The sequence below is a fragment of the Candidatus Aegiribacteria sp. genome, assembly GCA_021108435.1.
Lineage (GTDB): Bacteria > Fermentibacterota > Fermentibacteria > Fermentibacterales > JCC-6 > Aegiribacteria.
In genome coordinates, this window is sequence record JAIOQY010000213.1 from 12,780 (window position 1) to 37,970 (window position 25,191).

23 protein-coding genes are annotated in these 25,191 nt (G+C 46.2%); 6 read left to right on the forward strand and 17 right to left on the reverse strand.

Annotated elements, in window-relative coordinates:
* Positions 1-12: 12 nt before the first annotated feature.
* Entirely contained in the window at positions 13-861 is an 849-nt protein-coding gene (locus K8R76_13070) for a class II aldolase/adducin family protein (GenBank protein ID MCD4849106.1), read from the forward strand.
* A 274-nt stretch (positions 862-1,135) separates the two neighbouring features.
* The gene (locus K8R76_13075) at positions 1,136-1,684 is read left to right on the forward strand and encodes a hypothetical protein (GenBank protein MCD4849107.1); all 549 of its coding nucleotides are present in this window, start codon (positions 1,136-1,138) and stop codon (positions 1,682-1,684) included.
* Positions 1,685-1,718: 34 nt separating this feature from the next.
* On the opposite strand, the gene aspS is transcribed toward K8R76_13075, so the two are convergent.
* Positions 1,719-3,062 carry an aspartate--tRNA(Asn) ligase gene (gene aspS / locus K8R76_13080; GenBank protein ID MCD4849108.1) on the reverse strand — a complete coding sequence of 448 codons (1,344 nt, stop codon included), beginning with the start codon at positions 3,060-3,062 and terminating at the stop codon, positions 1,719-1,721.
* 59 nt (positions 3,063-3,121) lie between these two features.
* Positions 3,122-3,517, reverse strand: a complete 396-nt coding sequence (locus K8R76_13085) for a hypothetical protein (protein ID MCD4849109.1) — start codon at positions 3,515-3,517, stop codon at positions 3,122-3,124.
* 71 nt (positions 3,518-3,588) lie between these two features.
* Here K8R76_13085 and buk point away from each other — a divergent pair, with 71 nt between their 5' ends.
* The 3 genes from buk to K8R76_13100 are packed head-to-tail and all read left to right on the forward strand — an operon-like array spanning position 3,589 to position 8,000.
* Positions 3,589-4,683 (forward strand): butyrate kinase, encoded by a 1,095-nt coding sequence (gene buk, locus K8R76_13090; protein MCD4849110.1) that lies wholly within the window; start codon positions 3,589-3,591, stop codon positions 4,681-4,683.
* A complete protein-coding gene (locus tag K8R76_13095) occupies positions 4,683-6,347 on the forward strand; it encodes a methylmalonyl-CoA mutase family protein (protein ID MCD4849111.1) in 1,665 nt (554 codons plus the stop codon). The genes buk and K8R76_13095 overlap by 1 nt, the downstream gene beginning before the upstream one ends.
* A 54-nt stretch (positions 6,348-6,401) precedes the next feature.
* The gene (locus tag K8R76_13100; GenBank protein ID MCD4849112.1) at positions 6,402-8,000 is read left to right on the forward strand and encodes a hypothetical protein; all 1,599 of its coding nucleotides are present in this window, start codon (positions 6,402-6,404) and stop codon (positions 7,998-8,000) included.
* A 39-nt stretch (positions 8,001-8,039) separates the two neighbouring features.
* Here the strand turns inward: K8R76_13100 and K8R76_13105 are convergent, their stop codons facing one another.
* The 14 genes from K8R76_13105 to K8R76_13170 all read right to left on the reverse strand — a co-directional run bounded on the left by K8R76_13105 (position 8,040) and on the right by K8R76_13170 (position 23,690).
* The gene (locus K8R76_13105; GenBank protein ID MCD4849113.1) at positions 8,040-9,536 is read right to left on the reverse strand and encodes a T9SS type A sorting domain-containing protein; all 1,497 of its coding nucleotides are present in this window, start codon (positions 9,534-9,536) and stop codon (positions 8,040-8,042) included.
* Positions 9,537-9,591: 55 nt separating this feature from the next.
* On the reverse strand, positions 9,592-10,437 hold the full coding sequence (locus tag K8R76_13110) for a transposase (protein ID MCD4849114.1): 846 nt from the start codon (positions 10,435-10,437) through the stop codon (positions 9,592-9,594).
* A 66-nt stretch (positions 10,438-10,503) separates the two neighbouring features.
* Complete coding sequence (locus K8R76_13115; protein ID MCD4849115.1) at positions 10,504-11,130, reverse strand: site-2 protease family protein; 627 nt, start codon at positions 11,128-11,130, stop codon at positions 10,504-10,506.
* Positions 11,130-11,798, reverse strand: a complete 669-nt coding sequence (locus tag K8R76_13120) for a zinc metallopeptidase (protein MCD4849116.1) — start codon at positions 11,796-11,798, stop codon at positions 11,130-11,132. Before K8R76_13120 ends, K8R76_13115 begins: the two co-directional genes overlap by 1 nt.
* A gap of 143 nt (positions 11,799-11,941) precedes the next feature.
* Entirely contained in the window at positions 11,942-12,694 is a 753-nt protein-coding gene (locus K8R76_13125; GenBank protein MCD4849117.1) for a polysaccharide deacetylase family protein, read from the reverse strand.
* Positions 12,695-12,703: 9 nt separating this feature from the next.
* Complete coding sequence (locus K8R76_13130) at positions 12,704-13,909, reverse strand: glycosyltransferase (protein MCD4849118.1); 1,206 nt, start codon at positions 13,907-13,909, stop codon at positions 12,704-12,706.
* 19 nt (positions 13,910-13,928) lie between these two features.
* Positions 13,929-15,947: a methionine--tRNA ligase gene (gene metG / locus K8R76_13135; GenBank protein ID MCD4849119.1), complete on the reverse strand. Its 2,019-nt coding sequence runs from the start codon at positions 15,945-15,947 to the stop codon at positions 13,929-13,931.
* 23 nt (positions 15,948-15,970) lie between these two features.
* A complete protein-coding gene (locus tag K8R76_13140) occupies positions 15,971-16,891 on the reverse strand; it encodes a stage 0 sporulation protein (GenBank protein MCD4849120.1) in 921 nt (306 codons plus the stop codon).
* Entirely contained in the window at positions 16,888-17,976 is a 1,089-nt protein-coding gene (locus K8R76_13145; protein MCD4849121.1) for a hypothetical protein, read from the reverse strand. The genes K8R76_13140 and K8R76_13145 overlap by 4 nt, the downstream gene beginning before the upstream one ends.
* 3 nt (positions 17,977-17,979) lie before the next feature.
* Entirely contained in the window at positions 17,980-19,095 is a 1,116-nt protein-coding gene (locus K8R76_13150) for a peptidoglycan DD-metalloendopeptidase family protein (GenBank protein MCD4849122.1), read from the reverse strand.
* A gap of 37 nt (positions 19,096-19,132) precedes the next feature.
* The gene (metK, locus tag K8R76_13155) at positions 19,133-20,290 is read right to left on the reverse strand and encodes a methionine adenosyltransferase (protein MCD4849123.1); all 1,158 of its coding nucleotides are present in this window, start codon (positions 20,288-20,290) and stop codon (positions 19,133-19,135) included.
* 303 nt (positions 20,291-20,593) lie between these two features.
* Complete coding sequence (locus K8R76_13160) at positions 20,594-21,811, reverse strand: hypothetical protein (GenBank protein ID MCD4849124.1); 1,218 nt, start codon at positions 21,809-21,811, stop codon at positions 20,594-20,596.
* Positions 21,812-22,009: 198 nt separating this feature from the next.
* Entirely contained in the window at positions 22,010-22,636 is a 627-nt protein-coding gene (locus K8R76_13165; GenBank protein ID MCD4849125.1) for a hypothetical protein, read from the reverse strand.
* 49 nt (positions 22,637-22,685) lie between these two features.
* Positions 22,686-23,690 carry a T9SS type A sorting domain-containing protein gene (locus tag K8R76_13170; GenBank protein ID MCD4849126.1) on the reverse strand — a complete coding sequence of 335 codons (1,005 nt, stop codon included), beginning with the start codon at positions 23,688-23,690 and terminating at the stop codon, positions 22,686-22,688.
* Between the two features lie 291 nt (positions 23,691-23,981).
* Between K8R76_13170 and K8R76_13175 the strand changes: the two genes are divergently transcribed.
* Positions 23,982-24,953, forward strand: a complete 972-nt coding sequence (locus K8R76_13175) for a hypothetical protein (GenBank protein ID MCD4849127.1) — start codon at positions 23,982-23,984, stop codon at positions 24,951-24,953.
* 5 nt (positions 24,954-24,958) lie between these two features.
* On the opposite strand, the gene K8R76_13180 is transcribed toward K8R76_13175, so the two are convergent.
* Positions 24,959-25,135, reverse strand: coding sequence for a hypothetical protein (locus K8R76_13180; protein ID MCD4849128.1), 177 nt, complete (start codon positions 25,133-25,135; stop codon positions 24,959-24,961).
* Between the last annotated feature and the right edge of the window lie 56 nt (positions 25,136-25,191).

Below are 25,191 nucleotides of genomic sequence, written 5' to 3' on the forward strand. Positions count from 1 at the left end.
GAACCTCTAAGCATGATAATGAGAGACGGTATGGATATCATTCAGTCCACCAGAGAAGATATCGGTCGCATAGCAACACAGCTCGCCAGAACGGGTTGGGCCGAGGCCAATGCGGGAAATATCTCCGTTCTACTTCCGGAGGGAGCAGACGATAAGATATGGGAAAACCAGGTTTTCTCCGATACTCTCCCGATACCTATGCCCGAATTGGCCGGAAGAACTTTCCTGGTGACCTGCGCCTGGAGTCGATTCAGAACACTTCAGCAGAAACTCGACACGGAAATAGTCCCTGTCAGAGTCTCCTCTGATGGGCTGAGAATTATCAGACTTGAGGGAAGCAGGAATCCCACAAGCGAGTTCAGTACCCATATTCTCGTTCTGGCGGGAGCGGTAAGCCGCGGCTGGACAACAGCCGCTCTCGTTCATACGCATTCGACACATATGCTGGCGCTGTCCTCCAGTGACCTGCCGGGAGAAATGCTCGAAGACGCCGTTAACAGATCTCATCCTGAGATATCTCTTCTCCTCGGACGCGGTGTACGTTTCCTTGATTATATGACTCCCGGCACATGGGAGCTGGGGGCGGAAACAGCAAAAGCCTTTGAGAACAGTGATTGCGTTATCTGGAGAAAGCACGGTATTCTTGGTCTTGGGAGAGATATTGATTCTGCCTGCGACGCGGTTGAAGTTGTAGAGAAGGCAGCACGATTACTTCTCCTTGAGAAATCGGCCTTTGGAAAATTCGTAGGCCTGAAGAACCGCGAACTTGTGCCTAAAGATCCATTATCTCAAGAAGAGTCCGATGAGGAAATCAATGATACGGATGGCGATTTACCGCCCGGTCCTCCGATTATCGATTAAGAGACATAGGGTCAGGTCTTGCATTCAAGCATTTATTACTATATTTCGTTCCAGGAAGAATATAAATGCTTGAATGCAAGACCTGACCCTACAATACTTGACAGAGGATTCCTGATTCTCAATTGTTCATTGGAGTATTAATTCAAAACAGGGGGTTTGATCTGATCATTTTTTCTTTTCAGTTAGAGTGTACGAAATGTGCGAAATGTAAATTCAGTGGTTTTTCAAAAGGTGGAAACACTAACTGATCTGCATAAACTGAAAGGACAAAAAAATGAGAAGGTCGAAGTTCGCGGCAGCAGTCGTGATAAGCTCATTCATTCTATCAATATCCGCATGCTGGAATCCGTTTGATCCCGAAAAGGATCCGAATCCAGTTACAAACCAGTATTACGTTCCGGCAGACAGTGCCTGGAAAGTACTGGAGAACCTGGAGTATTCATACTCCAGCATGGATATTGATCGCTATATTGCATGCTTCAGAAGCGATTTTGAGTTTCATCTTCTTGAAATTGACTGGGCTGACTATACCGGTAATGGCACAATTGATGAGTTCTGGGGTCTGGCTCTTGAAGAGGAATATCATATTGCAATGTTCAACAATGTATCGTCAATCGAACTGACTCTTTCGGGAGATTCGGAATTCATCTGGACAGGTGATCCGACAGGCATGTCCCTTGCCCTTCCGAGAACCTTCGATCTTAAGGTCTATACCTATGGGGTGAACGGATACTGTGCTTCCGGATCAGCTCTCTTCATCTGCAGAGAGGATGAAACAGGCGAGTGGTACATCTGGCAGTGGTGGGATCAGTCAAGCACCTAGTTTCGCAAATTTCACCAGGTTTTGTGATTGGTGATCAGGGCGTTAAACGCTTCGCATCACGGGGAAACATCGTTGTAAGACGGATATTATCCACATCGAGAATCCTCGCTGCCATTCTTTCAAGGCCTATTGCAAGGCCACCATGTGGCGGGAGTCCGTACTTGTGCGCCTGCAGGTAGCTTTCGAAGTCATCCGGATCCAATCCGAATTTCCTCATTTTTTCAACCTGCATTTCGTACTCGTGAATCCTTTGTCCTCCAGTTGTCACCTCGAGGCCTCTGAACAGCAGATCGAAGCTCAGCGTTGTACCAGGATTTTCAGGATCATCCATCGTGTAGAACGGCCTCTTCTCAGTGGGAAAGTGAGTTACAAGAAGGAATTCGGAACCCCATTCCTCCTGTGAATACCTGCAGAGTATTTTCTCTTCCTCCGGCTCGAGGTCAGGTTCTCCCATGCAGTCTTTCCCGCTGATCTCAGAGGTAATCCTGTGTGCTTCCTCCAGCGTAATGGATGGTATGTGCTCACCTACTTCGGGCATCTTCGCACAAAGCATTTCAAGTTCGTACGCGGTGTTCTTCTTCACTGTATCAAGGCAGTGTCTCAGTACCGCTACCTCAAGGGCCATCACGTCTTCAAATCCATCAATGAATCCCATCTCGAAATCGAGAGAGGTGTATTCGTTGATATGTCTGGAAGTCTGGTGAGGTTCAGCTCGGAAAACTGGTCCTACTTCGAACACCCGCTCAAAGATACCTACGCCCATCTGTTTGTAGAATTGTGGGGATTGCGCAAGAAATGCCGGTCGGCCGAAATAATCAACTTTGAATATATTTGCTCCTCCCTCCGCTCCGGCTGAGCAGATTTTCGGAGTACGTATCTCGGTAAATCCCATGCTTGAGAGGCTTTCCCTGAAACCGTGCGCAAATGATTCCGCAATCTTGAGTCTGGCTCTTTCACCGGGGTGTCGCAGACTCAGAGGGCGAAGATCAAGATTGGTATCAATGTGCAGGTCGAGAAGTTTTTTGGACATGTCGACAGGTGGCTGAGCTTTCGGTGATGAAATTATTTTAATGGAATCAACGTGGATTTCGACAGATGCGGGATTAATTGAATTGTCCTTTATTCCGGCTTCCTTCACTGTACCCTTTACTTCAACCGATTGCTCGACTTCAAGACTGTCGAGTATCTCTTCGTTTCCGTCATTCCCCATAACACATTGCAGCAATCCGTCATGGCGGCGCAGCACTATAAATGCGCCCCAGCCAAGGCGTCGGATTCGCTGAACTACGCCATGAATCGTTACTTTCTCCCCTGCTATGCTCTCAAGTGTCTCTGCTGAAAGCGGGTTTATCATTTCCTTATCACTTATACCGATCATGGAAAACCTTTCATTTTCTGGAAGCTCGAATTTCTCTTCAGAACAGCTAATATACATATTCAATCCTGTTGCGATGAATTACTCTCGGGATCACTGTACAGATTGGGGTTAATTCCCACTGATCTGAAAACGCGAATCAATCTGTTGGGTGCGGAAATCAGGTGAGCCTGGAGTTCCCTGAAAACTATATCTGCGTCAATCACAAGATCCTCCGCTTCCTCTCCACCCGGTTTATCCATATCAACCATGCTGGAGAGTTTTTTTGCGTTCCTGAATATATCCCTCAGTTCCGGCTGGTACTTCATCCTGGAAAGCTCTCTAAGTTTATGGAGTTCTTTCAGATCACATTTCGCAAGAGCTTCTTCCTTCTGTAATCTGAAGCTCTCTCGAATGCGATTCATCTGTTTGATTAGAACCCTGAATTCTTCAGTTACCTGTATATTTGCATTTTTCACATTCTTGGCTTTCCTGATAGAGTGAATTAGAATTCTCCTTGAAGTATATAAGAATAATCGATTGGAGAAGAATGTCAGACACCTACCGAATACTAGCGATCAATCCCGGCTCCACGTCTACGAAAATATCTGTATTTGAGAGCGAAAAGGAAGTATGGTCCACTAAATTAAGTCATTCCAGTGATGATCTGGCTGGATTCGACCATATTTTCGAACAATATGATTTCAGAAAGGATGTTATTGAAAACGAGCTTGAGAAAGCCGATTACGACATTGCATCCTTCGATGCGATTGTTGGTCGGGGTGGAGTTCTTCATCCCATTGAGGGAGGAACATACGAAGTTGATGAAAAGCTCCTCGAAGACCTCCGCGAGGGAGTTCAGGGGGAGCATGTTTCCAATCTGGGAGCTCCAATAGCAAATGAACTTGCTCACGAAGCCCACTGTCCCGCGTTTATAGTCGATCCGGTTGTTGTAGATGAGATGGAACCTCTTGCAAGGTTCTCAGGTCATCCTGATCTTCCAAGAAGATCGATCTTCCATGCCCTGAATCAGAAAGCCGTTGCACGGAAGGCATCCGCGGATATTAAGAGATCATACGATAAGGTAAATCTTATAGTAGTCCATCTCGGTGGTGGAATCTCAGTGGGTGCTCATAAAGCCGGAAGGGTCATTGACGTCAATAACGCTCTTAATGGTGATGGTCCATTCACACCTGAAAGATCCGGAGGTTTGCCGGTAGGTGATCTTACAGCGCTTTGCTTCAGTGGAAAACGCACTCTGCCGGAAGTCAAAAAAATGATAAAGGGCGCTGGCGGTATTGTAGCTTATCTTGGTACAAACGATATGATGCTCGTCGAGGATAAAATCAGAGAAGGAGACAGGAAGTTCGCTCTGGTCTACGAAGCAATGGCGTATCAGGTAAGCAAAGAAATTGGAGCCATGGCAACTGTACTTGAGGGAAATGTTGATGCAATAGTCCTGACCGGTGGAATCGCTTATGACAAGAATTTCGTGGAAATGATTCGAAACCATACGGGATTCATTGCAGAGATTCTGGTCTATCAGGGTGAGATGGAAATGGAAGCTCTTGCACTTGGAGGTTTGAGGGTACTTCGGAAAGAAGAGAACGCAAAAAAATACAACCCGCGGAGGAAAGCTCTCTAATGAGTGATGCAGCATTCGAAAAGAGAAAGAAATTCTGGGAAGAGAATATCCTTGACCCTGTTCTGAATAAATTCCCTGAAAGAAAGGAAACTTTCGTTACCGGATCGGGAGAGCCGGTGGAACGCGTTTACTTCTCTGAAAAACCGGATGAGGAATATCTTAGAAAACAGGGCTTCCCCGGGCAGTATCCTTTCACGAGGGGAGTACAGCCCACAATGTACAGGGGCCGTTTCTGGACAATGAGACAATATGCGGGGTTCGGAACGGCGGAAGAATCAAATAAACGATATCGCTACCTTCTTGAACAGGGGCAGACCGGGCTTTCAGTTGCGTTTGATCTCCCAACTCAGATCGGATACGATTCAGACCATCCACTCTGTGAGGGTGAGATAGGTAAGGTCGGCGTCGCTATTGACAGCCTCTCTGATATGGAGATCCTTTTCAATCAGATCCCCCTTGATAGTGTATCAACCTCTATGACCATAAACGCTCCTGCTGCGGTTCTCCTTGCGATGTACATTACGGTTGCGGAAAAGCAGGGTGTCCAGGCTAAAATGCTTCGTGGCACAATTCAGAATGACATCCTGAAGGAGTACATGGCCCGTGGAACCTATATTTTCCCCCCAGAGCAATCCATGAGGCTCATAACTGACATCTTCTGCTACTGCAGTGACAATGTACCGAAATGGAACACAATAAGTATTTCAGGATATCACATTCGAGAAGCAGGGTGTACTGCTGCACAGGAAGTTGCATTCACTCTTGCCGACGGTATAGCATACGTTGAAGCAGCAATTGAAGCAGGGTTGAATGTCGATGATTTCGCGCCCAGACTCAGTTTTTTCTTCAACGCGCACAATGATCTGCTTGAGGAAGTAGCTAAATTCAGAGCTGCAAGGAGATTATGGGGACAAATCATGAAAGAGCGGTTCAAAGCAGAGAATCCGAAGAGCTTGATGCTCCGTTTTCACACTCAGACAGCTGGCTCCTCACTGACTGCTCAGCAACCGGATAACAATATCGTGAGGGTAGCAATTCAGACTCTTGCAGCAGTACTCGGCGGCACCCAGAGCCTGCACACGAACAGCAGAGACGAAGCCCTTTCTCTTCCAACCGAACAGGCGGTACGTATCGCTCTTAGAACACAGCAGATTGTGGCCAACGAATCCGGCATCGCTAATACGGTTGATCCGCTTGCGGGAAGCTATTTCGTTGAGAATCTCACAGATAAAATAGAAACGGAAGCGCTGGAATATATCAGGAAAATCGATTCAATGGGTGGAATGGTCAACTCAATTGAGAGCGGATATCCTCAGAGAAAGATACAGGAATCAGCTTACGAATATCAGCGTGATATTGAAAGAAAAGAAAGAGTAGTTGTCGGAGTTAACAGTTATAGAGTTCCGGAAGGACCGCCGGAAGGTCTGCTGAAGGTAGACCCTTCCGTTGCTGAATCACAGATTTCAAAGCTTGACAATATAAGGAATAACAGGGATAACGGTGCTGTTGATACAAGTCTTGAAGTCCTTCAGAAAGCTGCAGACTCTACAGATAATTTGATGCCGTTCATACTTGACTCCGTACGCTGCTATGCAACTCTTGGTGAAATATGCAGGGTACTCAGGGATGAATTCGGCGAATACAGACCTGGTACAGTTTTGTAACCGAAAGCCACTCCATATGGGGTGGTCGAGTTTAGTGAGAAAGGAATATTCAACTTGAAGTTTCATAGAATCTGTATTACATCTTCGGTGGTTCTAATATTTTTCTTTACCGCATGTTTCGGTCCTTCAGCAGATAATTCCACCTGGATTCTGACTGTCGGCGATGACACCGTATCCGTTGGACAGCTCGGTGAATCATGGCTTGGAATGGATAGCCTTCAGAGGGAATCTTTCCTGTCAAAGGACAATACCATTGGAGAATTCATTGTAGCCTACGGGAGACGAGTCATTCTTGAGAAGGAGCTTGAAGCAGAGGGATATCTGACTGATCCTCTCATTCTATCTTTCAAGGGTTCATGGTTAATGGTCGAAACCGCTAAAGCCGCGAAGATAATGCTGGTTGCCAGGGAGGCTGATGAAGTTACCGAGTCCGATATTCAGTACTACGGCGAGCACCTGGGCAGGAATGTAGTGTATACGGTTAATCCTGGTTCTTACAATGAATACCACGTCGGTCCTGTACATCTCCCGAATCTGCAACGTGAATTTGCCATGCATCTTGATACTTTGGCATTACATGAAATGGGAACCGACGAATCGGGGCTGCTTGTACGGCTCGACACATTGATAATGGTTGATTCCGTTCTTATTAAAAATGCGCTTTCAAATCCGGTCACAGTCAGTGATATGGCAATAAGAGATCTTTCTAATGCAAGATTCAACCGATGGGCACAGAGCATCAGCAGCCGAATCTACACTGATTACTCGGTCACTGTTGATACAGTTAAAGTTATTGATTTCACTCAGCATCTTATCGGCAATAATCCTGATATGTCTGATGATATCGTTATCGTTGAATCAGATTTCGGAGCCTGGACAGTAAAGAATCTTGAAGACGAGATTCTTTTTCTTGACACTCGCATTGATGTTCAGCCAGGATCTTCAGTCTGGATTGAAGATATGATTCAGGTCCTGCTGATGCAGTGCTATTTCTATGAATTCATGCAGGAGGAAGCTCCCGAAATAGTTGACTCCCTGCGCTTGGAATCTGAAACCTACCTGCTCAATTTCGCCTCCGAAAAGTACTATAATGACATGATAAGCTCAAATGTAACCGTAACTGAATCAGACATCATATACGAGTACGAGACTCTTGAAGAACCTGTCATGATCGAGGAGAAGCGTGTACTGCAGGCAGCCTATATTCCGGTTGAAAGAACAGATGATTTCCGGCAGGCGGTATATAGTGAAGAATTGGATGAATTCATCTCAGAGCTTGACGGCTTCGCATATCTGGTGCCTGATTCGACTAAACCCCAGATAACCAGACCTCTCAGACTTGGTGAAGTTCCAGGAGGTCACGGAGAAGAAGTCTTTTCACTAGATCCGTCCGATACTACAAGCTGGCTGGGTCCGGTCAGTGTATTCGCTGATGATGGGTCTGCTCTGCTCAGGCTTATAGAAGTAGTACCTCCAAGGGTTGCAACAATTGATGAAATCAAGCGAAGTCTGAAAAACATGGCTATGACCAGACTTCAGGAGCAGGCCACTGTTGATCTAATTCATGAACTTGAAGGAAAGTACATTCTTGTCATCAATGAAGACATCCTTGACAAACTACCCTCAGATCCTGGAATGTGGACAACTTTCTAGATCGGTCAGGGGACACGTTTTATCGTGTCCCCTGACCGGTTACTTTAAAATCACAACAGAAGCTGTTGCCGATTCTCCTTCAACTCCTACACGAACAATGTAGAAACCTGTTCCCAGGGATGATACATCCAAAGCACAGGAGGTGTCTTCGATAAGTCCGGCAGCAACAAGTCTTCCGGAAGTATCGTAGAGTTCAACTGAACCATGTTCAGCCGGATATGAGATTACTACTTGCGAATAACAGGGGTTTCCATCAATGGTCAGTCCGGAAAGAGCATCAAGAACGATATCTTCCTCTTCAATACCCACCATATGCATAGACGGCATGAGCGTGGGATCTCCAAGAAGGACCATTCCCAGATGCCATGACCTTTCAGATGGTGACAATCCGCCCTGAGTGATGTAATCCCACCAGTCAGCGTATGCTTCACCGATAGACGCGTCGTTCCCCATAGGGGAATAGAATGGTGAGAAATGGAGCATAGCACCGCTCTTGGTGCTTCCAACAGAAGCCAGACCGGACGCAGTACAGAATGTATACACGGAGCCCATGCAATGAACAGTCGTGAACCTGGCATTAGAACAGGCAAACAGATTGTAGAAGTGGGCAAACGGGTTCGCTGGAACCAGTTCATTCCAGGTAGTGGTAGGACCTGGCTGCCAGTAGTGCGTGTCAGGTCCGGAATGAACGAATGGACTTATCCACACGTAAGTATAGGGAAGCCTGTTTTCGAGATAGTCAGTGCCATTAGTTGCGTTTGCCTCACTGACAAGAACGGTATTTGAATAGAGCTTACCCATGTCGGCAGCCCATTCATCCGCCCATGGGATCCAGTCATCGTCCACATAACACAAGGCAACTGGCAATACCGGATCGTTATTTGTTCTCCATTCATGGATTCGCTGGAGATAGGCATTTAGCAGGTCGACAGGATCACCGAGAGCAGAAAGGTTATCGACTTTAATTCTACCAACATAAATTTCAGGATCAAGACTTCCACCGATAGTGTCATACTTGCCATCGTTACCGGGAACACCTTCAGACGGATACCCTATCCAGAGATCCTCCCATGTACCATCCAGATCCATAAAGAAGTAATCAGCTGGAAAGGATTCTCCATACCTCAAAAAATCATTATCCATCATGCACCATGCCACAGGTAGATTGCCGATGAGTATCGCACCCTTAAGATCGCTATTATTGTAGTTAAATTCGAGGTAATCCTTGATATCCTCAGGTGAGGTATAGGGAATTTCAATCACCTCCGCAGTCAGTCCCTGGGAGGTGATGTCAGCAATCCACTGATCCAGCAGCCCGGTATCAAGACTGTCTGTCAATCCCTCTTCGAAGATCATTACCAGATCAGCTCCATCAGTTCCCCTGATTATTCTTATACTGAATGGTTCATAATCAGGCTGACTGTAAAGCCATTCTTCATACGTATCCGGAACGTAATTCGGGTCAGGATTAACTGTAAGCGGAATCTCATCGTAAATATCACCGAATAATGCCATTGCTATCATAATCAGAATCATAATACAACCTCCGGGGGTCAAACCTTGTATTTATACTTATTGCACTATTACTACACTAATATTTACTATAATCACGCTCTTTCTTTACAATACGTGACACAGTTGCAAAGTTCAGTTCTAAGAAATCAGCTATCTCCTTCTGGCTGTATCCGTAGTCAATATAGGCCTTATATATAGCTTTGTCTCTTGCTTCTTTTACAGACCTCACGCCAATGACAAACAATTTCTCAATTGAAGGTCTATTCGAATATCGCTGACGCTTCGTAAATTCAGATTCATTTTTGGAATCACTCATTATATCTTCTAGAGACTCTACGAATTTGTCTTCACCGAGTATCAATCCTCCCCTAGTATCTTCAAGCGGAGAATCACCTGATATTCCATCAAGTACAAACTTCCTGAAATTTTCTCCGGCTGTCCCAGATGAACTTTCAAAATGCTTTTGCAGGGCCGCAGTCTTAATAAAGGGCATGCTTTCATCAATTCCAGCCATCTGCCTGTAGCTGCTCCAGAGATAATCTTCCGGCCTCTCAACAATTCCAGCTTTCACAGGATTAAGTACGATATATCTGCAAAGTTCCAGGAAGTAATTCTCACCATCAACAACTATCGCGTTGTACCTCCCCTGAAAAACATGTCCGACAAGATCATGATGCTTATTGAAGTACTGTGCGTATATACCGTTGAGGTTTTGCATTCCCTTAGACAGATTCATTTCGGGAGTCTCGATAAAAAGGTGGTAGTGAGTATCCATTAGACAGAGGGCATAACATTTCCACTTTAGCCGATTCAGTATTTTCTGTAATATTTCAGAAAACTTATATCTGTCATTATCATCAAGATAAATAGGCTGGCAACGGTTACCACGAACATATACGTGGTAGAGTGCTCCCGGAAACATAATACGTAATGGTCTTGTCATGGAGATATTATAATGACAAAATGTCAAAATACAAGGTTTGACCCTTTAGCGGAGGAATTGGCTGAGGTCGAGGTTTCGGATGGCGAAGTTCAATGCCGGATACAGGATTCTTGAAAGGGCTCCGAACCAGAGGAGGCCGAATACGATAAACAGGCCAAACCGTTCCAGCTTTCTATAACTGTACAGAGCCTGTCCGTGAAGAAATCTCGCTACAATTCTGCTGCCATCAAGAGGTGGTATCGGCAGGAGGTTGAAAACCATAAGTACAATATTCATCAGAGCAGCCATAGCCAGACTGTGCACAAGTATAGTCGGCATTATACCGGATGCGAGATGAAGCAGGGCTGTTAACGCAAGGGCAATAGCAAAGTTGGTCGCAGGTCCTGCTATTGCAACCCACATCATTCCCTGTTTTGGATCTCGAAAATGCCTCGGATCAACTGGAACCGGTTTTGCCCATGCAAGCATTATCGGACTGTTGGTTATTAAAAACATTGCCGGAAGTAGAATGGTTCCAATAGGATCTATGTGAGGAACCGGGTTAAACGTAAGTCTGCCCATTCTATAGGCTGTGGGATCACCAAGCTTCAGGGCAACATATCCATGAGCTATTTCATGGCATACTACACTGAAGAAAACAAGGATAATTACGAATGGAGTTTCGATACCCATTATCTTCTCCTGCCGGCAAGGAGCAGCCAGATCATCTGTCCCAGAGAAGCAAGTGCAGCGGCAACGTAAGTCATGGCGGCAGCGCCGAGAACTTTTCGGACGCCCTGCAGTTCACCAGCAGTCATGCTGCCACTTTTCTCAAGGTAAACGACTGCTCTTCTACTTGCATCGAACTCAACTGGAAGAGTAACCAGCTGAAACAGCAGCGCTGCGCCGTAAAGAGCAGCACCAACGTAATATAACGCAGTTATATGAAAGAACAGACCACCGATTATCAACGGAAACAGCATCTGGGATCCCAGATTGGCAACCGGTACCAGCTTCTGTCTGATCTGGAATGGGCCGTAACCCATTGCGTCCTGAACAGCGTGACCGGCTTCATGTGCGGCAACTCCAACGGAAGCTATTGATGTTCCCCCGTATACATTCTGAGATAGTCTGAGAGTACTGTTGCGGGAATCGTAGTGATCCGTCAGATGTCCTGAAATTTCTTCAATACCAATATTCGCAAGACCATAGTTATCAAGTATCTGTCTCGCGACTGCAGCTCCGGAAAGCCCTCTGCCTGTGGAAACCTGACTGAACTTTCTATATGTGCCGTTAACCTTTGATCTGGCTATCATACCTATGATCATGGCGGCAATGATGATCAGAAATCCTGCATTCATATCAACGAATCCTAGATACATTTCCCGTCCCCTGTCCCATCTTTGCGCGTACGTTCACCCAGAGAGCGCATGTCCGCAGCAAATCCGTTTGTTTTAATGAATATAAGCAAGATTCCCTTGATGCGGGGACACGCAGCAGAGCGTCATGTTCTTTGGGGACACCCACCATAGAGTGGATGTCCCCTTGCTGTTCTTTTTTTGAGAAGCGTCTCAAGATGCTTTTCAATTTTACCTCTTGTGATTTCATTCTCGAAATCAGCGGGATGAATCGCAAACCTGACAGTCCGCGCTCCGCCAAGGACAACTCTGGATGATGTAACCCAGAGATCAGCCACCCATCTTTTCAGGTTGCCACCTCCGGCATAATTCACGACCGGTACTCTAAGATACGTATCACCAGTCAATGGATTCCATGTTCTCCATCTGCTTTCGGCATATGTGAATCCGATTTCCGAAAGTGCTTTCAGCGTTCCCTTGCTGTATAGCCATGCCGGTGCAGTGAAACCTGTTATATCGGTTTTCAGTATTCTCTCAAGTTTGTTTTTTCCTTTTTTCAGTAATTCCGCAGCAGTCTCACAGTCAAGTCCCAGAAATTCTCCCTCTCCTCTCGTGAAGAGTGCTGATCTGACTCGATCAATTGCTCTGTGACTGCCGATGCTGTCATAGTGATAATATCCATGTAGGATCATCTCTGTTCCCCCTGCAGAGAGATCTCTGAGCCATTCACAGAATCCGGGGGAATCCTCAAGCGGCCATTCCCCCCAGAAATCGGGAACTACCAGCATGCTGTACCGTACCACTCCCAGCTCAACCAGCACATCGTGAATCCGCATAATGGTTTTCTCATGTCTGGGAGACACATCGTGCAGGCTGATATGAACGCTTTTAGCTCTCATATATCACCATCAATCCTCCCACCATTTGTCAGGAGAGATCAGTCTGTCCGGATTTCCATCTCTGAAAGCACTGATGATTCTCTCGTAGAAAACTTCGATCCTTCGAAATACGGAATTCCAGTCATGTCCTGCGAGAGCAAATCTTCTGAGATAATCAGTTGCATCAGAATCGGACATTGCCGCAGCGGACACGATAGCATTTGCGAGGCTTTCCGGACTGTCTGACCGGTAAGGAGGTACAAATCCAAGAGACGCCGCCATATCACATGAAGCGCCTGAATCAGGGAACACCGGTGTTGTGCCGCAGGAGATTGCCTCAAGACCCGCCAGTCCGAACGTCTCTGACTGACCGAGTGACAGGTATACATCAGCTGAAGCCATTGCCTCAGCCACTGCGTCACGACCTGGAAGGTACGGCAGACGACGGACTTCGGGATACTGCTTGATGAACTGGTTCAGCCTGCCTTCAGCAGGGCCATGTCCTCCAATAACAAGCTTTATTGAAGCCGGATCTCTGAACAGTGGATATGCCGCCATCAGCAGATCAAGACCTTTTTCACTGTGCAGCCTTGCGAGGTAAAGCACCAGTTTACTTCCGCTGTAGACCCCGAGAGCCCGACGAAATTCATCAGAGCGTCTGGATGGAGAGAACTGATCTGTACTAACGCCAAGAGGAGTAAGAAAGAGTCTCTTCACTCCTGAGTCATGAAGCTTCTGAAGTATGCACCTGCTGGCGGCAAAAACAGCTGTCATGCCGCCGTATGTTCTCCTTACATGATTCCTGGCCAGTTTGCTCAGCGACCTCGAAAGTACGGGAAACAATTTACTCGCAAAAGGCTGAACATAGCTATCAGGATAATCCGTATGGTAAAACCCAACGGTTGGAACATCAGAGTTACCAAGTGCTTTCTTCGTGTGAATCGGAAGCAGATAGGGACTTCCAATCTCAACCAGATCAGGTTTAAAATCCCCAAAAGCAGACGTTAATCCCCCGCTGTCAATGATTAGGCGGTATCCTGAATCCAATAGAGGAAGGGATTTCACTCTGTATACACTGGTATTCCCGTCTACAGTGCAATCGGTATTTCTACCCGGAATCACAAGAGCAATTGAGTGTTCGGGGCGGTTGGCGAAATACTCCATCTTCCTGTCGTGGTAGATCTTTATACCGCCGCCGGTCTCTGAATATGAACTGTTTGTGTCGCAGATTCGCACAGATAACCTTATTTACATCTCAGCGGATGCTGTCACCCGGCATGGAATCGCTTCCCGGTTCAAGCAGGAATACCTTCCCTCCACCGTCGGATGCCAGAACCATACCGTTGCTTTTTACACCCCTGATTGAAACAGGCTGCAGATTGACCAGAACAATGACTTTTCTGTTAAGAAGCTCCTCTTTCGAATAGTATGGTTTCATTCCGGCAACAAGCTGACGGGTATGATCACCCATATCTGCAATCAGCCTGTACAATTTGTCAGCTCCTTCAATATCGTGAACTTCCGTTAAAAGCCCGACTCTCATATCAAGCTTCGCAAACTCGTCGTAAGAAATGCTTTCCTTGATCGAGACTCCAGGGGAGTTACTGTCATCGATACCGTCGTCAATTTCCCCTTTGATCATTACTTTCTCGAACCCTTTCTTCAGTTTATTCAAGAGAATCTCAGGAGTCCCGAGCTGATGCCCGGCCTGAAGATTTTCCCTGCCTGCGTCTTTCCAGAGCAAAGAAGTGTTTCCAAGCATTTCACCCGTTTTCTCAGAGGTGAAAGGTATGAACGGAGCAAGGAGAATCCTTAGTGAATCCGCGATCTGAAGACTGTAATAGATGGATGTAGCACATGCCTGAGGATTACTTTTCGCTGTCTTCCAGGGCTGGGCCTGATCAAAATACCTGTTTCCCTCCCTGGCAAGATCCATGATCCTCGAACACGCCGCCTTCAACTGGAAGTTCCTCAGCTGTTTTTCCGCTTCATCCCGTGTTCTGACAGCTGATGCCATAAGTTCCTCTTCAACACTCCCTGCCCGGGCAGGTTCAGGTACTTTTCCATCGAAATACAGGTGAGCGAATTTCATTGTCCTGTTTATGAAATTTCCGAAAACATCGGCAAGCTCGTTGTTCTTGGATCTAAACTCACCCCATGTAAAATCAGCGTCACGGTTTTCAGGAGCATTAATCGCAAGCGTGTATCTGAGCGGGTCGGGAGGCAGGTGATCAAGGTAATCTTTAGTCCAGAGTGCCGTTCCCCGGCTTGTAGAGAATTTTTCTCCCTTGATGTTCAAATACTCGTTGGCGGGAATATTCCAGGGAAGGATAAAACCATCCAGGCCATGAAGAACCGAGGGCTCGATTATAGCATGGAAAACGATATTGTCCTTGCCTATGAACTGAACAAGACGGCAATCAGGATTCTGCCAGTAATCTTTCCATCCGTCCGGATTCCCCTTATCAGCAAAGTACTCCATAGTGCTGCTGACATAACCCAGAAGCGCTTCGAACCAGACGTAGAGTACTTTTCCCTTAACTCCATCAAGGGGAACAGGCACACCCCAGTCGAGATCGCGGGTTATCGCTCTTTCCCGCAGGCCTTTCTTAAGCCATCCGCGACAGTAGTTCAGTACATTGTTCTTCCAGTCCCCGTGGTTCCCAAGCCAGATTTCCAGCCAGCCCTGGAATTGATCCAGTCTGAGGAACCATTGTCTTGTTTCTCTTGGAACCGGTGTGGCTCCGCATATGGCGCAAACAGGATCCACCAGATCCAGAGCGTCAAGCCATGTGCCGCAGTCATCGCACTGATCTCCGCGAGCGTTCATGGAATCGCACTCGGGACAGGTGCCGTTTACGTATCTATCAGGAAGATAGCGTTTACATTTCTCACAGTAGAACTGCTCCATTGGTTTTTCGGTGATGTGTCCTTTTTCGAGAAGCTCCAGAAATACTCCCTGTGTAAAGCGGTAGTGTTCAGGTGTCTCCGTTCTAGAAAAATTATCAAAGGATATTCCCAATCTCTCGAAATCACTTTTGATCTCTTCGTGAAATATGTCAACCACTTCTCTGGGAGTTATACCCATCTGTTCGGCTTTCAGCGTTATCGGAACCCCGTGCTCGTCAGTGCCGCAAATGAAGATAACGTCCTCTTCGCACATTCTCAGAAAACGAACATAAATATCCGCAGGCAGATATGCTCCGGCAATCTGGCCAAGGTGAGTGGGACCATTTGCGTAGGGTAATGCGCTTGTTACGAGATATCGGGGCATTTCTTCTCCATTTTCAAGGGGCTTCAGTCTCTGCCCGGTGTGTCGGAAGATCGTTTTTCAGAATCATATTCTTTTTTAAGAGGTTTTCTTTTTCTGTGGAACTTCTCTATGTCCATTGTTCTCTCTTCATCGTCATCCATTCGAAGCGTTACTGTTTCACTGAATATATCAACTGAAATAATCTCCCCTGTTCTTTTTCCTAATCTGGCTTTTGAACCGACCTGAGGGTACAATTTTCTCGCTTTTCGGTAAAAATCCGACTCAAAATGCAGGCAGCACTTCAGACGGCCGCAGACTCCGGAAACTTTCGAAGGATTGGGAGTCAGATCCTGTTCACGAACATCCCTCAGGGTGATGGATCTGAATTGTGAAAGGTAGGATGCACAGCAGAGCCTCTGGCCGCAGACTCCGCGACCATCTTTCTGCCTTGCGTCGTCTCTTACCCCGATCTGACGCATTTCAATCCTTGCGTGAAATTTGCTTGCAAGATCACGAACAAGCCCTCGGAAATCCATCCGCTCATCAGCGGTGAAATATATTCTGATTTTCCGTCTATCCAGTTGAACCTCGCAGCTTGAAAGCCGCATATCCTGCTTCCTTACTGCAATTCTTTCCTTGCAGAATCTCAGTACTTTATCCTCGAAATCCCTGTTCTGCTCATAATTCGCTATATCGGTGAAGGTAGCCTTTCTAATAAACTTTCCGGTTATTGAAGCAACAGGGTCCCTTGGATTGTACTTGGCTACAACTCTTCCGAGATCTTCTCCTCTATCAACGGAAACTACTACCATTTCTCCTATCTCAACAGGGATTTCAGCCAGGTTAATGAACGTATCCAGGCGTTTGGAGCTGAACTGCAGTCTCAGGAGTTCGGTTGCTTCAAATCTGATAGATTCATAGTCATCAGTATGATTACCGTTGTTGCTGTTACCATTATTACTCAAGATACCGAGTTCCTTCCTGTCGCTCTAACAATTCTCCTTGCACCCAGAAATGCGGCTGTAAGTACCAGCCGTGGAATTCCATTTCCTCGAAGCCTGGTTTCAGCGGTCTGGAATACCGGGAGCAGGTTCTCAGCTTCTTCATCATTTATATCGATCCCGTCAAAGTACTTCTCAGTATGGGTAAGAGGTTTCATTTCCAAGGATCTGCGTCTAAGGTCAAGAAGTATCGACTGCATTTCTATAGTGAATTCCAAAGTTCCCTCCCTGCCAAGATTCCGTGAAACCTCCGCAGCTATCAAAATTACCGGTGAGACCATGGTTTTGTCAACTATTTGCCGCAGAATGCTCAGGGGATCGTAATTCGCGGTGAGGGAAACATCTCTACCTTCACGAATGAGGGCTACTCCAGGTCTTCCATCTGAAGCTACTGCTGTCTCTGCCGCCGTCTCTCTGCTCATTCCGCTCCTGTTCATGAGAATATCCACTATCAGATTCTCACTCAGTCTTCTGAACCTTATCAGATGAGCGCGCGATCTGATTGTGGGAAGAAGAGCAGACCAGGCGGAGCTTATCAGGATGATGACCGTGTCATCAGGTGGTTCCTCAAGGGTTTTAAGGAGCGAATTAGCGGCTTCAACTCCCATTCTGTCCGAGTCGACGATGATCTCAATATGGCCTTTATTCTCAAAGGATTTGTGGGATAGTCTTTTTCCCATTTCTCGAATCTGGTCAATTTTAATCCTGCTGTTTCCAGGAATCCGGAGCGGGCTTTTTTTATCATCTGCTCTTGCCTGAAAAAGGGATGCTAAGTCCTCCGGTTCTGTTTTCTCCAATTGCGGAATCGTTAATCTCACATCCGGATGCTGGAATCTGAATACTCTCATGCAGTCATTACATGTTCCGCAGTAACCTGAATCCGCGACGGAACACATCCATGAAGCAGCAAGTTCAAGAGCCGCTGTAAGCTTCCCAACTCCTTCAGGTCCGGCGAAAAGATAGGCATGAGCAAGCCTGTTCTTCATCATTGATCTTCCAAGAAGTTCAGAGGCCTGTTTCTGTCCTTGCACTATTCTGAAAATACTCATTTTCTATTCCAGGTACTCCTCCGGGTTTACCGGTACTCCACTTCTTCTAATCTCAAAATAGTATCCAGGTTGCCCACCGGGGACTGATCCTGTTTTCCCTATCTGAGATCCGGATAAAACTTCATCATTTGGATTTACCAGAATCTGTCCAAGATATCCGTACACCGTATGATATCCGTCCTGGTGATCAAGCACTATCATCTGTCCCATACTCAGGAATTCCCTGGCCCAGAGAACCACTCCTTCTGCTGATGAATACACCGGCTGGCCAGGAGGAGTGACAACTGTGATACCGTCACTGGTTGTCTGGGTTCCATACTCCTGATGAATCTGAATTCCAAATGCTCTAACAACCTGCCCACTTGCAGGCCAGCTGATACTTCCCTGGAAGGATTCCATGTAACTGTCGGATTCAGGTTCCAGAAAAGGAGTTCCGGAAGTCACTGGAGTTGACCGAACACTGAGCCGGGTTACGAATTCCGCCCTGCTGATTCTTCTATCTTCCAGAACTGCAAGCGATTCTTTCTCGGCTGCTATCCTTCCCATCAACTGATTTCTTATCGAAGCCTGTCGGGCTTCCTCATCGTAGATTCCACCCTGCAATTCCTCCATCTGCTCTCTGAGCTGCTGAACCTCGACCAGAAGAACCTCCAGCGAGTCTCTGCAGCTCCCCAGTGAGTCCTGGCTTGTGGAGAGCATGAATACTTCATTCGCAGCTTTTGATGCAAGATAATCAATATAGGCCTGGCGGCGGAGCATTCTTGTGAATCCCCCTTCTATAAAGAAATATCCAATCCCTCCGAGATTCCTGTGAGAATAGAGGTAAAGCAGGTAAGAGGAAAGATTTTCAACAAGTTCCCCGCGCAGGGAATCCTCAGATGTGAATACCCCTGAAACCCGGGAAAGCTGCTGGAGTATCCTCGATTCCTCAAGGGCCAGCTCATTGTAATAATCCCTTGAAATGGTAAGGTGCTCGTGTATGGCATCGAGTATTGTTGATATTGCCGCTTCTTCTTCTTCCAGTTGAGAAATATGAGCCTGGGTTTCGCGCAGACATGTATCAAGACTGTCAAGAGAGCCTGCGGTGATGATACAGGCAACAAATATCAGAACTGTCACCGGTTCCTCCCATCAACTCTGTGGATAACCGTTTTTACTAAAGAAGTCTGGATGCAATATCCTCAACCCGATCGGTCTTCTCCCATGAGAATGCTCCATCGTGTCCAGGTTCTCTACCAAAATGACCAAAAGACGAAGTTTTGCTGAAAACAGGCTTTTTCAATCCAAGATATTCTATGATACCATACGGCTGCAGAGGAAAAATATCCCTTATTGCAGTCTCAACCGCAGAGATATCGGAGATTTTTTCCGTTCCGAATGTCTCAACCATAACAGAGACCGGTTCTGCCTGGCCTATTGCGTAGGCAAGCTGTATCTCACACCTGTCAGCAATCCCGGCTTCAACAAGGTTTTTAGCGATGTAACGTGCCATATATGCTGCGGAGCGATCTACCTTTGTGGAATCCTTGCCTGAAAATGCTCCGCCTCCGTGACGCCCTGTGCCACCATATGTATCGACAATGATCTTCCTGCCGGTAAGGCCGGTATCACCGTGCGGCCCGCCTATGGCAAATCTGCCTGAGGGGTTGAAAAGGAGTTTACCTGTCCATTGAAGATGCGGTTTGCACAACTCAAGAACAGGGGACACTACTTTTTCGCGAATGTCTTCAATCATATCTTCGGTTCCCGCATCCGGAGCATGGTGTACCGAGAGTAGAATCTCATCAATGGATACAGGCCTGAAACTCTCATATTCAACAGTTACCTGGCTTTTTGCGTCAGGTCTCGCCCATTGCAGTTCTCCTGCCAGACGTATTTCCCTGAGTTTTTCAAGAAGCCTGTGAGCAAGCTGTATCGGGTAAGGCATATGCACTTCGGTCTCGCAGCAGGCAAATCCGAACATCAATCCCTGATCTCCGGCTCCCTTATTGTCTACAACACCATGATCAATATCCGGAGACTGAGAGTGTATCCGGATTTTGTATGTATTTTCATCATAATGAAAACCAAGATCCGGTTGATCGTACCCAATGGATTTGATAGTATCTCTGGCGACTTTCTCATAATCAACCTGGGCATGGCTCTTCACTTCACCAGCCAGCAGGCAGAAATTGGTAGTCACCAGGGTTTCACAGGCCACATGAGCATTTGGATCAAAGGCAAGGTGCGCGTCAAGAACGGCATCTGATATCTGGTCACAGATTTTATCAGGATGACCCTCGGAAACGGATTCGCTGGTAAACAGTCTTCCCATGACTATAAACCCTTCCAATCTGACAGCCGAAGAAAAATAGCCGCCTGCCGGCGGCTTGAGGTTGCTATCGGCTTTTTAGCACTTTTTTTAACGTGGTTGCAATAGACCTCAAATCATTCCACGAAGCTTAATAATATGAGTTATCCCGATGAAGTCAATCATTCAAAGTCGCTGTAAGGAGTTGCTGTTCTTCTCTTCCACCTCCTCCTGCGCTTCTTCAGCAGAATCATCTATCTCTTCAAGGATATCCTGATTAAATCCCTTACCGACCTTCTTCGGATATCTCCCCGGTGCATTCTCCCTTTACGTTTCTTCTGCCAGTAGCGTATAGCTCCCGTTACCTCCACCGAAAACCTCGAGATAGTAAATTCCAGCTACCGCATCATCAGGAAGGCTGATCTCACAGGTAGCTCCAGGAGCCACTTCCCACTCGATCCGGATCTCATCCTGATCGGGATCAAAAAGCCCCACATTCAAGCCTGCTCCGTCCTCATCCGGAGTAACGAGGAAGGTCAGATTGTGCCCTTCATAAACTTCGATGCTGTACCAGTCCTCTTCGTCATAATCACCGATAATACCGCTCGCTGGCTGTCCGATTTCCAATGCGACGGCATGAACAGCTCTGTCTCCGGCATCATCACCGCTCCATGCATCATCCTGAGAAGCTGCAGTAACTGTTAAACTATATGTTCCGTTACCACCTTTGAAGATATTGATGTAATAGACTCCCCCCGACGAACTGTTCATTATCATTGACCTTGTTATCGTCACACCGGCGCAAACATCCCATTCCGTCCAGATTTCATTGACTTCAGTATCCAGGAATTCGACATTCGCGCCTTCAGAATCATATCCGGGAGTAAATGATATATCAAGAATGCTGCCGGAAGGAACCTCAAAGGAATACCAGTCAGATTCATCCAGATCACCTATGATACCTCCCTCTGTCTCTCCCAAAGTGATCTCAAGTGCGTCTGGTGCCCTTCCACCGGCATCGGCACCTGAAATCCCGTCATTCTGCATTACCTTTGAAAGTTCAAGTGTATAACCACCGGGGCTTCCCTGGAATACATGAATGTAATAATCACCGGAGAATTCCGCTGGTGTCATGTAGCTGAATTCCTTGCAGACAGGTGGCTTTACATCCCATTCTATCCATATTTCGTCCTGTTCACAATCAAGTACTTCAACATTGAAACCTTCAGCTTCGTTCGAAGGAGTGAATGATACGTTGAAAGTTTCTCCGCCAATAACGCTGAATACGTACCAGTCATCTGTTTCTTCCTGCTCGAGTACTCCTTCGGTAACACCTTCACTCAGCATAATAGCATCAGCTGCGGTGTTATTCGCACCTTCCGGGGTCTCAGCAGTAGTTTCAGCGGATTCTCCCTGATCCTGAATTTCCCCTGCAGTATCCCCGGCGGTTTCACCCTGTTCCTCAGGCTCTCCCCCGCCACAGGCCATTACATGAAGTGCGGCCATTCCGCAGATAATTAACATTATACCTATAATGTTCTTCATTTTCCTACTCCATTCAAGCGATATTCCTGTTTCGAATATCTGCATCATAAAAATACGCAAGTAAAATCCGGGAGACAACTGTCCGGTCTGGGAAACCGGACTCAGGGGGCTTGCACATGATATCAAAGCTTTTATGGCTTCAATGTCCAGATCGAGAAAATTACCTCAATCCTGAAAATCAGATGATGAGAACACGAATCAGTGAGTGTATGTCCCCATAGCTTTTATGGCTCCGAAAGTTATCGGCTCCAGATTCAGTGAACCGGTCAGGAGTAAATGCGGGCATCCCAGCGAAGTGAATCCAGTTGAACTGTCCCATCCGGCAGTGAGCGATCTGGCTACATCATCTTCCCAGTTGTAATTGAAAACAGCGCCGTGTCCGTCAGGCCATCCATATTCAATGATCAGGTTTCCTGATCCATCGTAGAAGAAAGGCGTTTCCAGATTGATGGAAAACCATGAATCAGGATCCGGCGCGTAGACAGTGAAGTTCTCCTCCCAGACAACCTCCGTCATGGTTCCGGGTCTGTAATTGTCAGCGAATACATTTCCAAGTTCATCGCCGTCACAGTACCCTATATATATTACAAGTGTATCAAGTGTAACTTCGGTTTCTCCCTGGAACGTTCGCTTTAGAGATATCGTTTCTATCTCGATGGCGTTTCCGAGCTCTTCTTCCAGATAAAGAGTCTGATATCTCATACTTACCGCACAATCGGCACAGAACGGCTCGTTCGCTGGATAATCGTCAATCCCTATATCTATATCCCCGCAGGCAGCCAATCCTGTGAGAATGAATAATACTGTTACAGAATATTTCATCATGTTCCTTCACTCGATGTCAGTAAAGCAAAAGGCGCAGACCAGGGTCAATTTATCTCAGAATCACTATTCGATCTACTGTCACTGTATTTCCGGAGTTAACTTCAGCGAAATACACTCCAGAAGCATTAAGACTGAAATCGGCGGATATCCCTTCCTTTATCGTTCCCGTGGCAACACATCTTCCCGAAGTATCATAAATACTGAGTTCCCCGCCGGATTCGGGAAGGTTAAAGGCATTTATCGTAAAATTCCCGGTGGATGGATTTGGATAAACGTCAAGTTGAATATCACCGTCAGCAGCACCTGCTTCGCCTTCTTCAATTCCGACTACAGCACCGAGGTAGTCGAACCAGGCGTTATAAACCTCTTTCGATGATCCATGATTCTGAACAAAAACTGCCAGCTCTACATACTCGAAATCAAAAGTACCGGTGTCATAATCGACAATCAGATCTAAAGTATCCGGATAAGTGGGTCCGAAAACTATCGATTCTCCTACCGGACCGAATAGCTCGTCTCTGAATGCCTGTTCAAAAACTGAATTCGACCAGTAACCGGCTCCTGGTATATTGCTCTCGATAAGAACAGCGTTGCAGAAAATATCATCTCCTCCCAGATCCTGTTCCGCTATGAGCGTTATAATTATCGATCCGGCGCCACCTGAAGTTGAGTTTGCGACCTGTATCTCCAGAAAACATGGAACCGCAATTCTATTATTGAATGCGTTGTTCAGACCTGATCCGCTGGTACTCGCTTTGATAACTCCATCAAATTGAAGCCACGGAACGGAGTTAACACCGTACAGCTGTACTCTGTGCCACTGTTCATAGTTATTCTGATTGTATATCGGATCACCGTTGCCAGGCCACCAGACATGAGGTCTGATTACGGCGAGATCATCCGGATGACTGTCTACAAAATTGTTTAATGTTTGCTCAAAACTCCAGCATGGCCCACACTGATAGTTCGTGAAATCTTCCAGTAGAACAACTCTGTCAGCACCAAACAGGAGAACTGAAAGTACCAGTAATATTATGATATATACAGAACGCATTGTTATTCCTTTCTGAAAATAGAAATTCATATAATCTATACTTGATTAGTAGGAATTGTCAATCAACTATTACTTTATCTCCCATAGCCTGTTATTCAAAATCTAGTATAATTTATACTTGTTGAAGTCAGCACTTGTGTGACATTACAGTGTAGCATATAGTGTCAGGAACTTTATGCTGGAACCTGATTGAATCAGTAGGTTCATCGGATTGAGAAGCATGTTGTTTCTTTCTTTATATCAGAAGTATTCGGTTGCGAATACGTTCAATCGAGCTTCTGGAGGTAGTTCTTGAAACAGAATCTAAAACTCATTACCAGACTTGTTCGAAAAGCAAAAAAAGAGCTTGATCACAACGATCGCAGGGAAGCTCTTGAGCTGATGAAGAAGGCAGTGAGCATCGATGATAATAACGGACTGGTTGTTCAGGTAATACAGGCGCTTGATCGAAAAGATACCTCGATGACAATCCTCGACGAACCGCTTGAAGATCAAGTCTTCGATGAATCGTTTGAGAATCCTGTCTTCGATGAACCACTTGAGAATCCTGTCTTCGATGAACCACTTGAGAATCCTGTCTTCGATAAATCGTTTGAGAATCCTGTCTTCGATGAACCACTTGAGAATCCTGTCTTCGATGAACCACTTGAGGAACCTGTTCCTGATGAACCGGACGAATGGCCTCAAGCATTTATTGAACCAGTAGAAAGGAAGTTATCAATGCCAATAGGAGATCAGCTTATTAAACTGAATCAGCTTGTTAAACTATTCGAAGCTTCTGATAAAGCATTTGACGAGGGACACCAGGCAAAGGCCATTGCCTATCTTAATAAAGCTCGAAAGATGGATCCGGATAACCCTGATATAGAAACAAAATTAGATTCCCTGAAATCAAGGATGAAAGCGGCGAACCTTATTTCCATCGCTCGAAAGAAACTGGCAGCGGGAAATATGTCGGAATCTATCCTTTTCGCTCAGCAGGCTTTTGAAATGATGCCCGATATTAATGGCCTGCAAGAACTCCTCGAAGACCTTGAAAACGCTGATTCCAAAGTGGCTTCTCCTATGACAAATACAAATGATGGTGACAAAAGAACGGGAAGCAACAAACCCTACATCGCGAAGATTCGTCAACTTGTGCAGGATAATTCTCTTGAAGAAGCGGCCTCCATCGCACTGAGATCGTTCAGGGACAATCAGGATGATGAACTGCTGATGCAGTTTATCGAGAACTTTAGAAAACTGGGACTTATTGAAGGATAATAACGTCAGCCTGTGAAGAAATCAGGCACGCAGGTTAGTAGAATTCCCAGAACAAGTATTATAATCCCCGCGAGAAACGTTAAACCGGTAATAACAGGATGCAGTTTTTTCCCCAGCATTACAAATCCGGTAACGGCAAACAAAAATCCAGGTATCAGCAGAGCAAGATAGGTATAATTCAATAGTTATCCTCCCAATCAGACCTTGAGTTAGTTCGTCCGGGAATAATATCCGTTTC

What these genes read in the sequence shown, in the direction of transcription:
- K8R76_13070 (MCD4849106.1), top strand. Translation starts at nt 13, where the DNA reads ATGATAATGAGAGACGGTATGGATATCATTCAGTCCACCAGAGAAGAT.
- K8R76_13075 (MCD4849107.1), top strand. Translation starts at nt 1,136, where the DNA reads ATGAGAAGGTCGAAGTTCGCGGCAGCAGTCGTGATAAGCTCATTCATT.
- aspS (MCD4849108.1), bottom strand. Translation starts at nt 3,062, where the DNA reads ATGATCGGTATAAGTGATAAGGAAATGATAAACCCGCTTTCAGCAGAG.
- buk (MCD4849110.1), top strand. Translation starts at nt 3,589, where the DNA reads ATGTCAGACACCTACCGAATACTAGCGATCAATCCCGGCTCCACGTCT.
- K8R76_13095 (MCD4849111.1), top strand. Translation starts at nt 4,683, where the DNA reads ATGAGTGATGCAGCATTCGAAAAGAGAAAGAAATTCTGGGAAGAGAAT.
- K8R76_13105 (MCD4849113.1), bottom strand. Translation starts at nt 9,536, where the DNA reads ATGATTCTGATTATGATAGCAATGGCATTATTCGGTGATATTTACGAT.
- K8R76_13110 (MCD4849114.1), bottom strand. Translation starts at nt 10,437, where the DNA reads ATGTTTCCGGGAGCACTCTACCACGTATATGTTCGTGGTAACCGTTGC.
- K8R76_13115 (MCD4849115.1), bottom strand. Translation starts at nt 11,130, where the DNA reads ATGGGTATCGAAACTCCATTCGTAATTATCCTTGTTTTCTTCAGTGTA.
- K8R76_13120 (MCD4849116.1), bottom strand. Translation starts at nt 11,798, where the DNA reads ATGAATGCAGGATTTCTGATCATCATTGCCGCCATGATCATAGGTATG.
- K8R76_13125 (MCD4849117.1), bottom strand. Translation starts at nt 12,694, where the DNA reads ATGAGAGCTAAAAGCGTTCATATCAGCCTGCACGATGTGTCTCCCAGA.
- metG (MCD4849119.1), bottom strand. Translation starts at nt 15,947, where the DNA reads ATGCCCCGATATCTCGTAACAAGCGCATTACCCTACGCAAATGGTCCC.
- K8R76_13145 (MCD4849121.1), bottom strand. Translation starts at nt 17,976, where the DNA reads ATGAGTATTTTCAGAATAGTGCAAGGACAGAAACAGGCCTCTGAACTT.
- metK (MCD4849123.1), bottom strand. Translation starts at nt 20,290, where the DNA reads ATGGGAAGACTGTTTACCAGCGAATCCGTTTCCGAGGGTCATCCTGAT.
- K8R76_13160 (MCD4849124.1), bottom strand. Translation starts at nt 21,811, where the DNA reads ATGAAGAACATTATAGGTATAATGTTAATTATCTGCGGAATGGCCGCA.
- K8R76_13165 (MCD4849125.1), bottom strand. Translation starts at nt 22,636, where the DNA reads ATGATGAAATATTCTGTAACAGTATTATTCATTCTCACAGGATTGGCT.
- K8R76_13170 (MCD4849126.1), bottom strand. Translation starts at nt 23,690, where the DNA reads ATGCGTTCTGTATATATCATAATATTACTGGTACTTTCAGTTCTCCTG.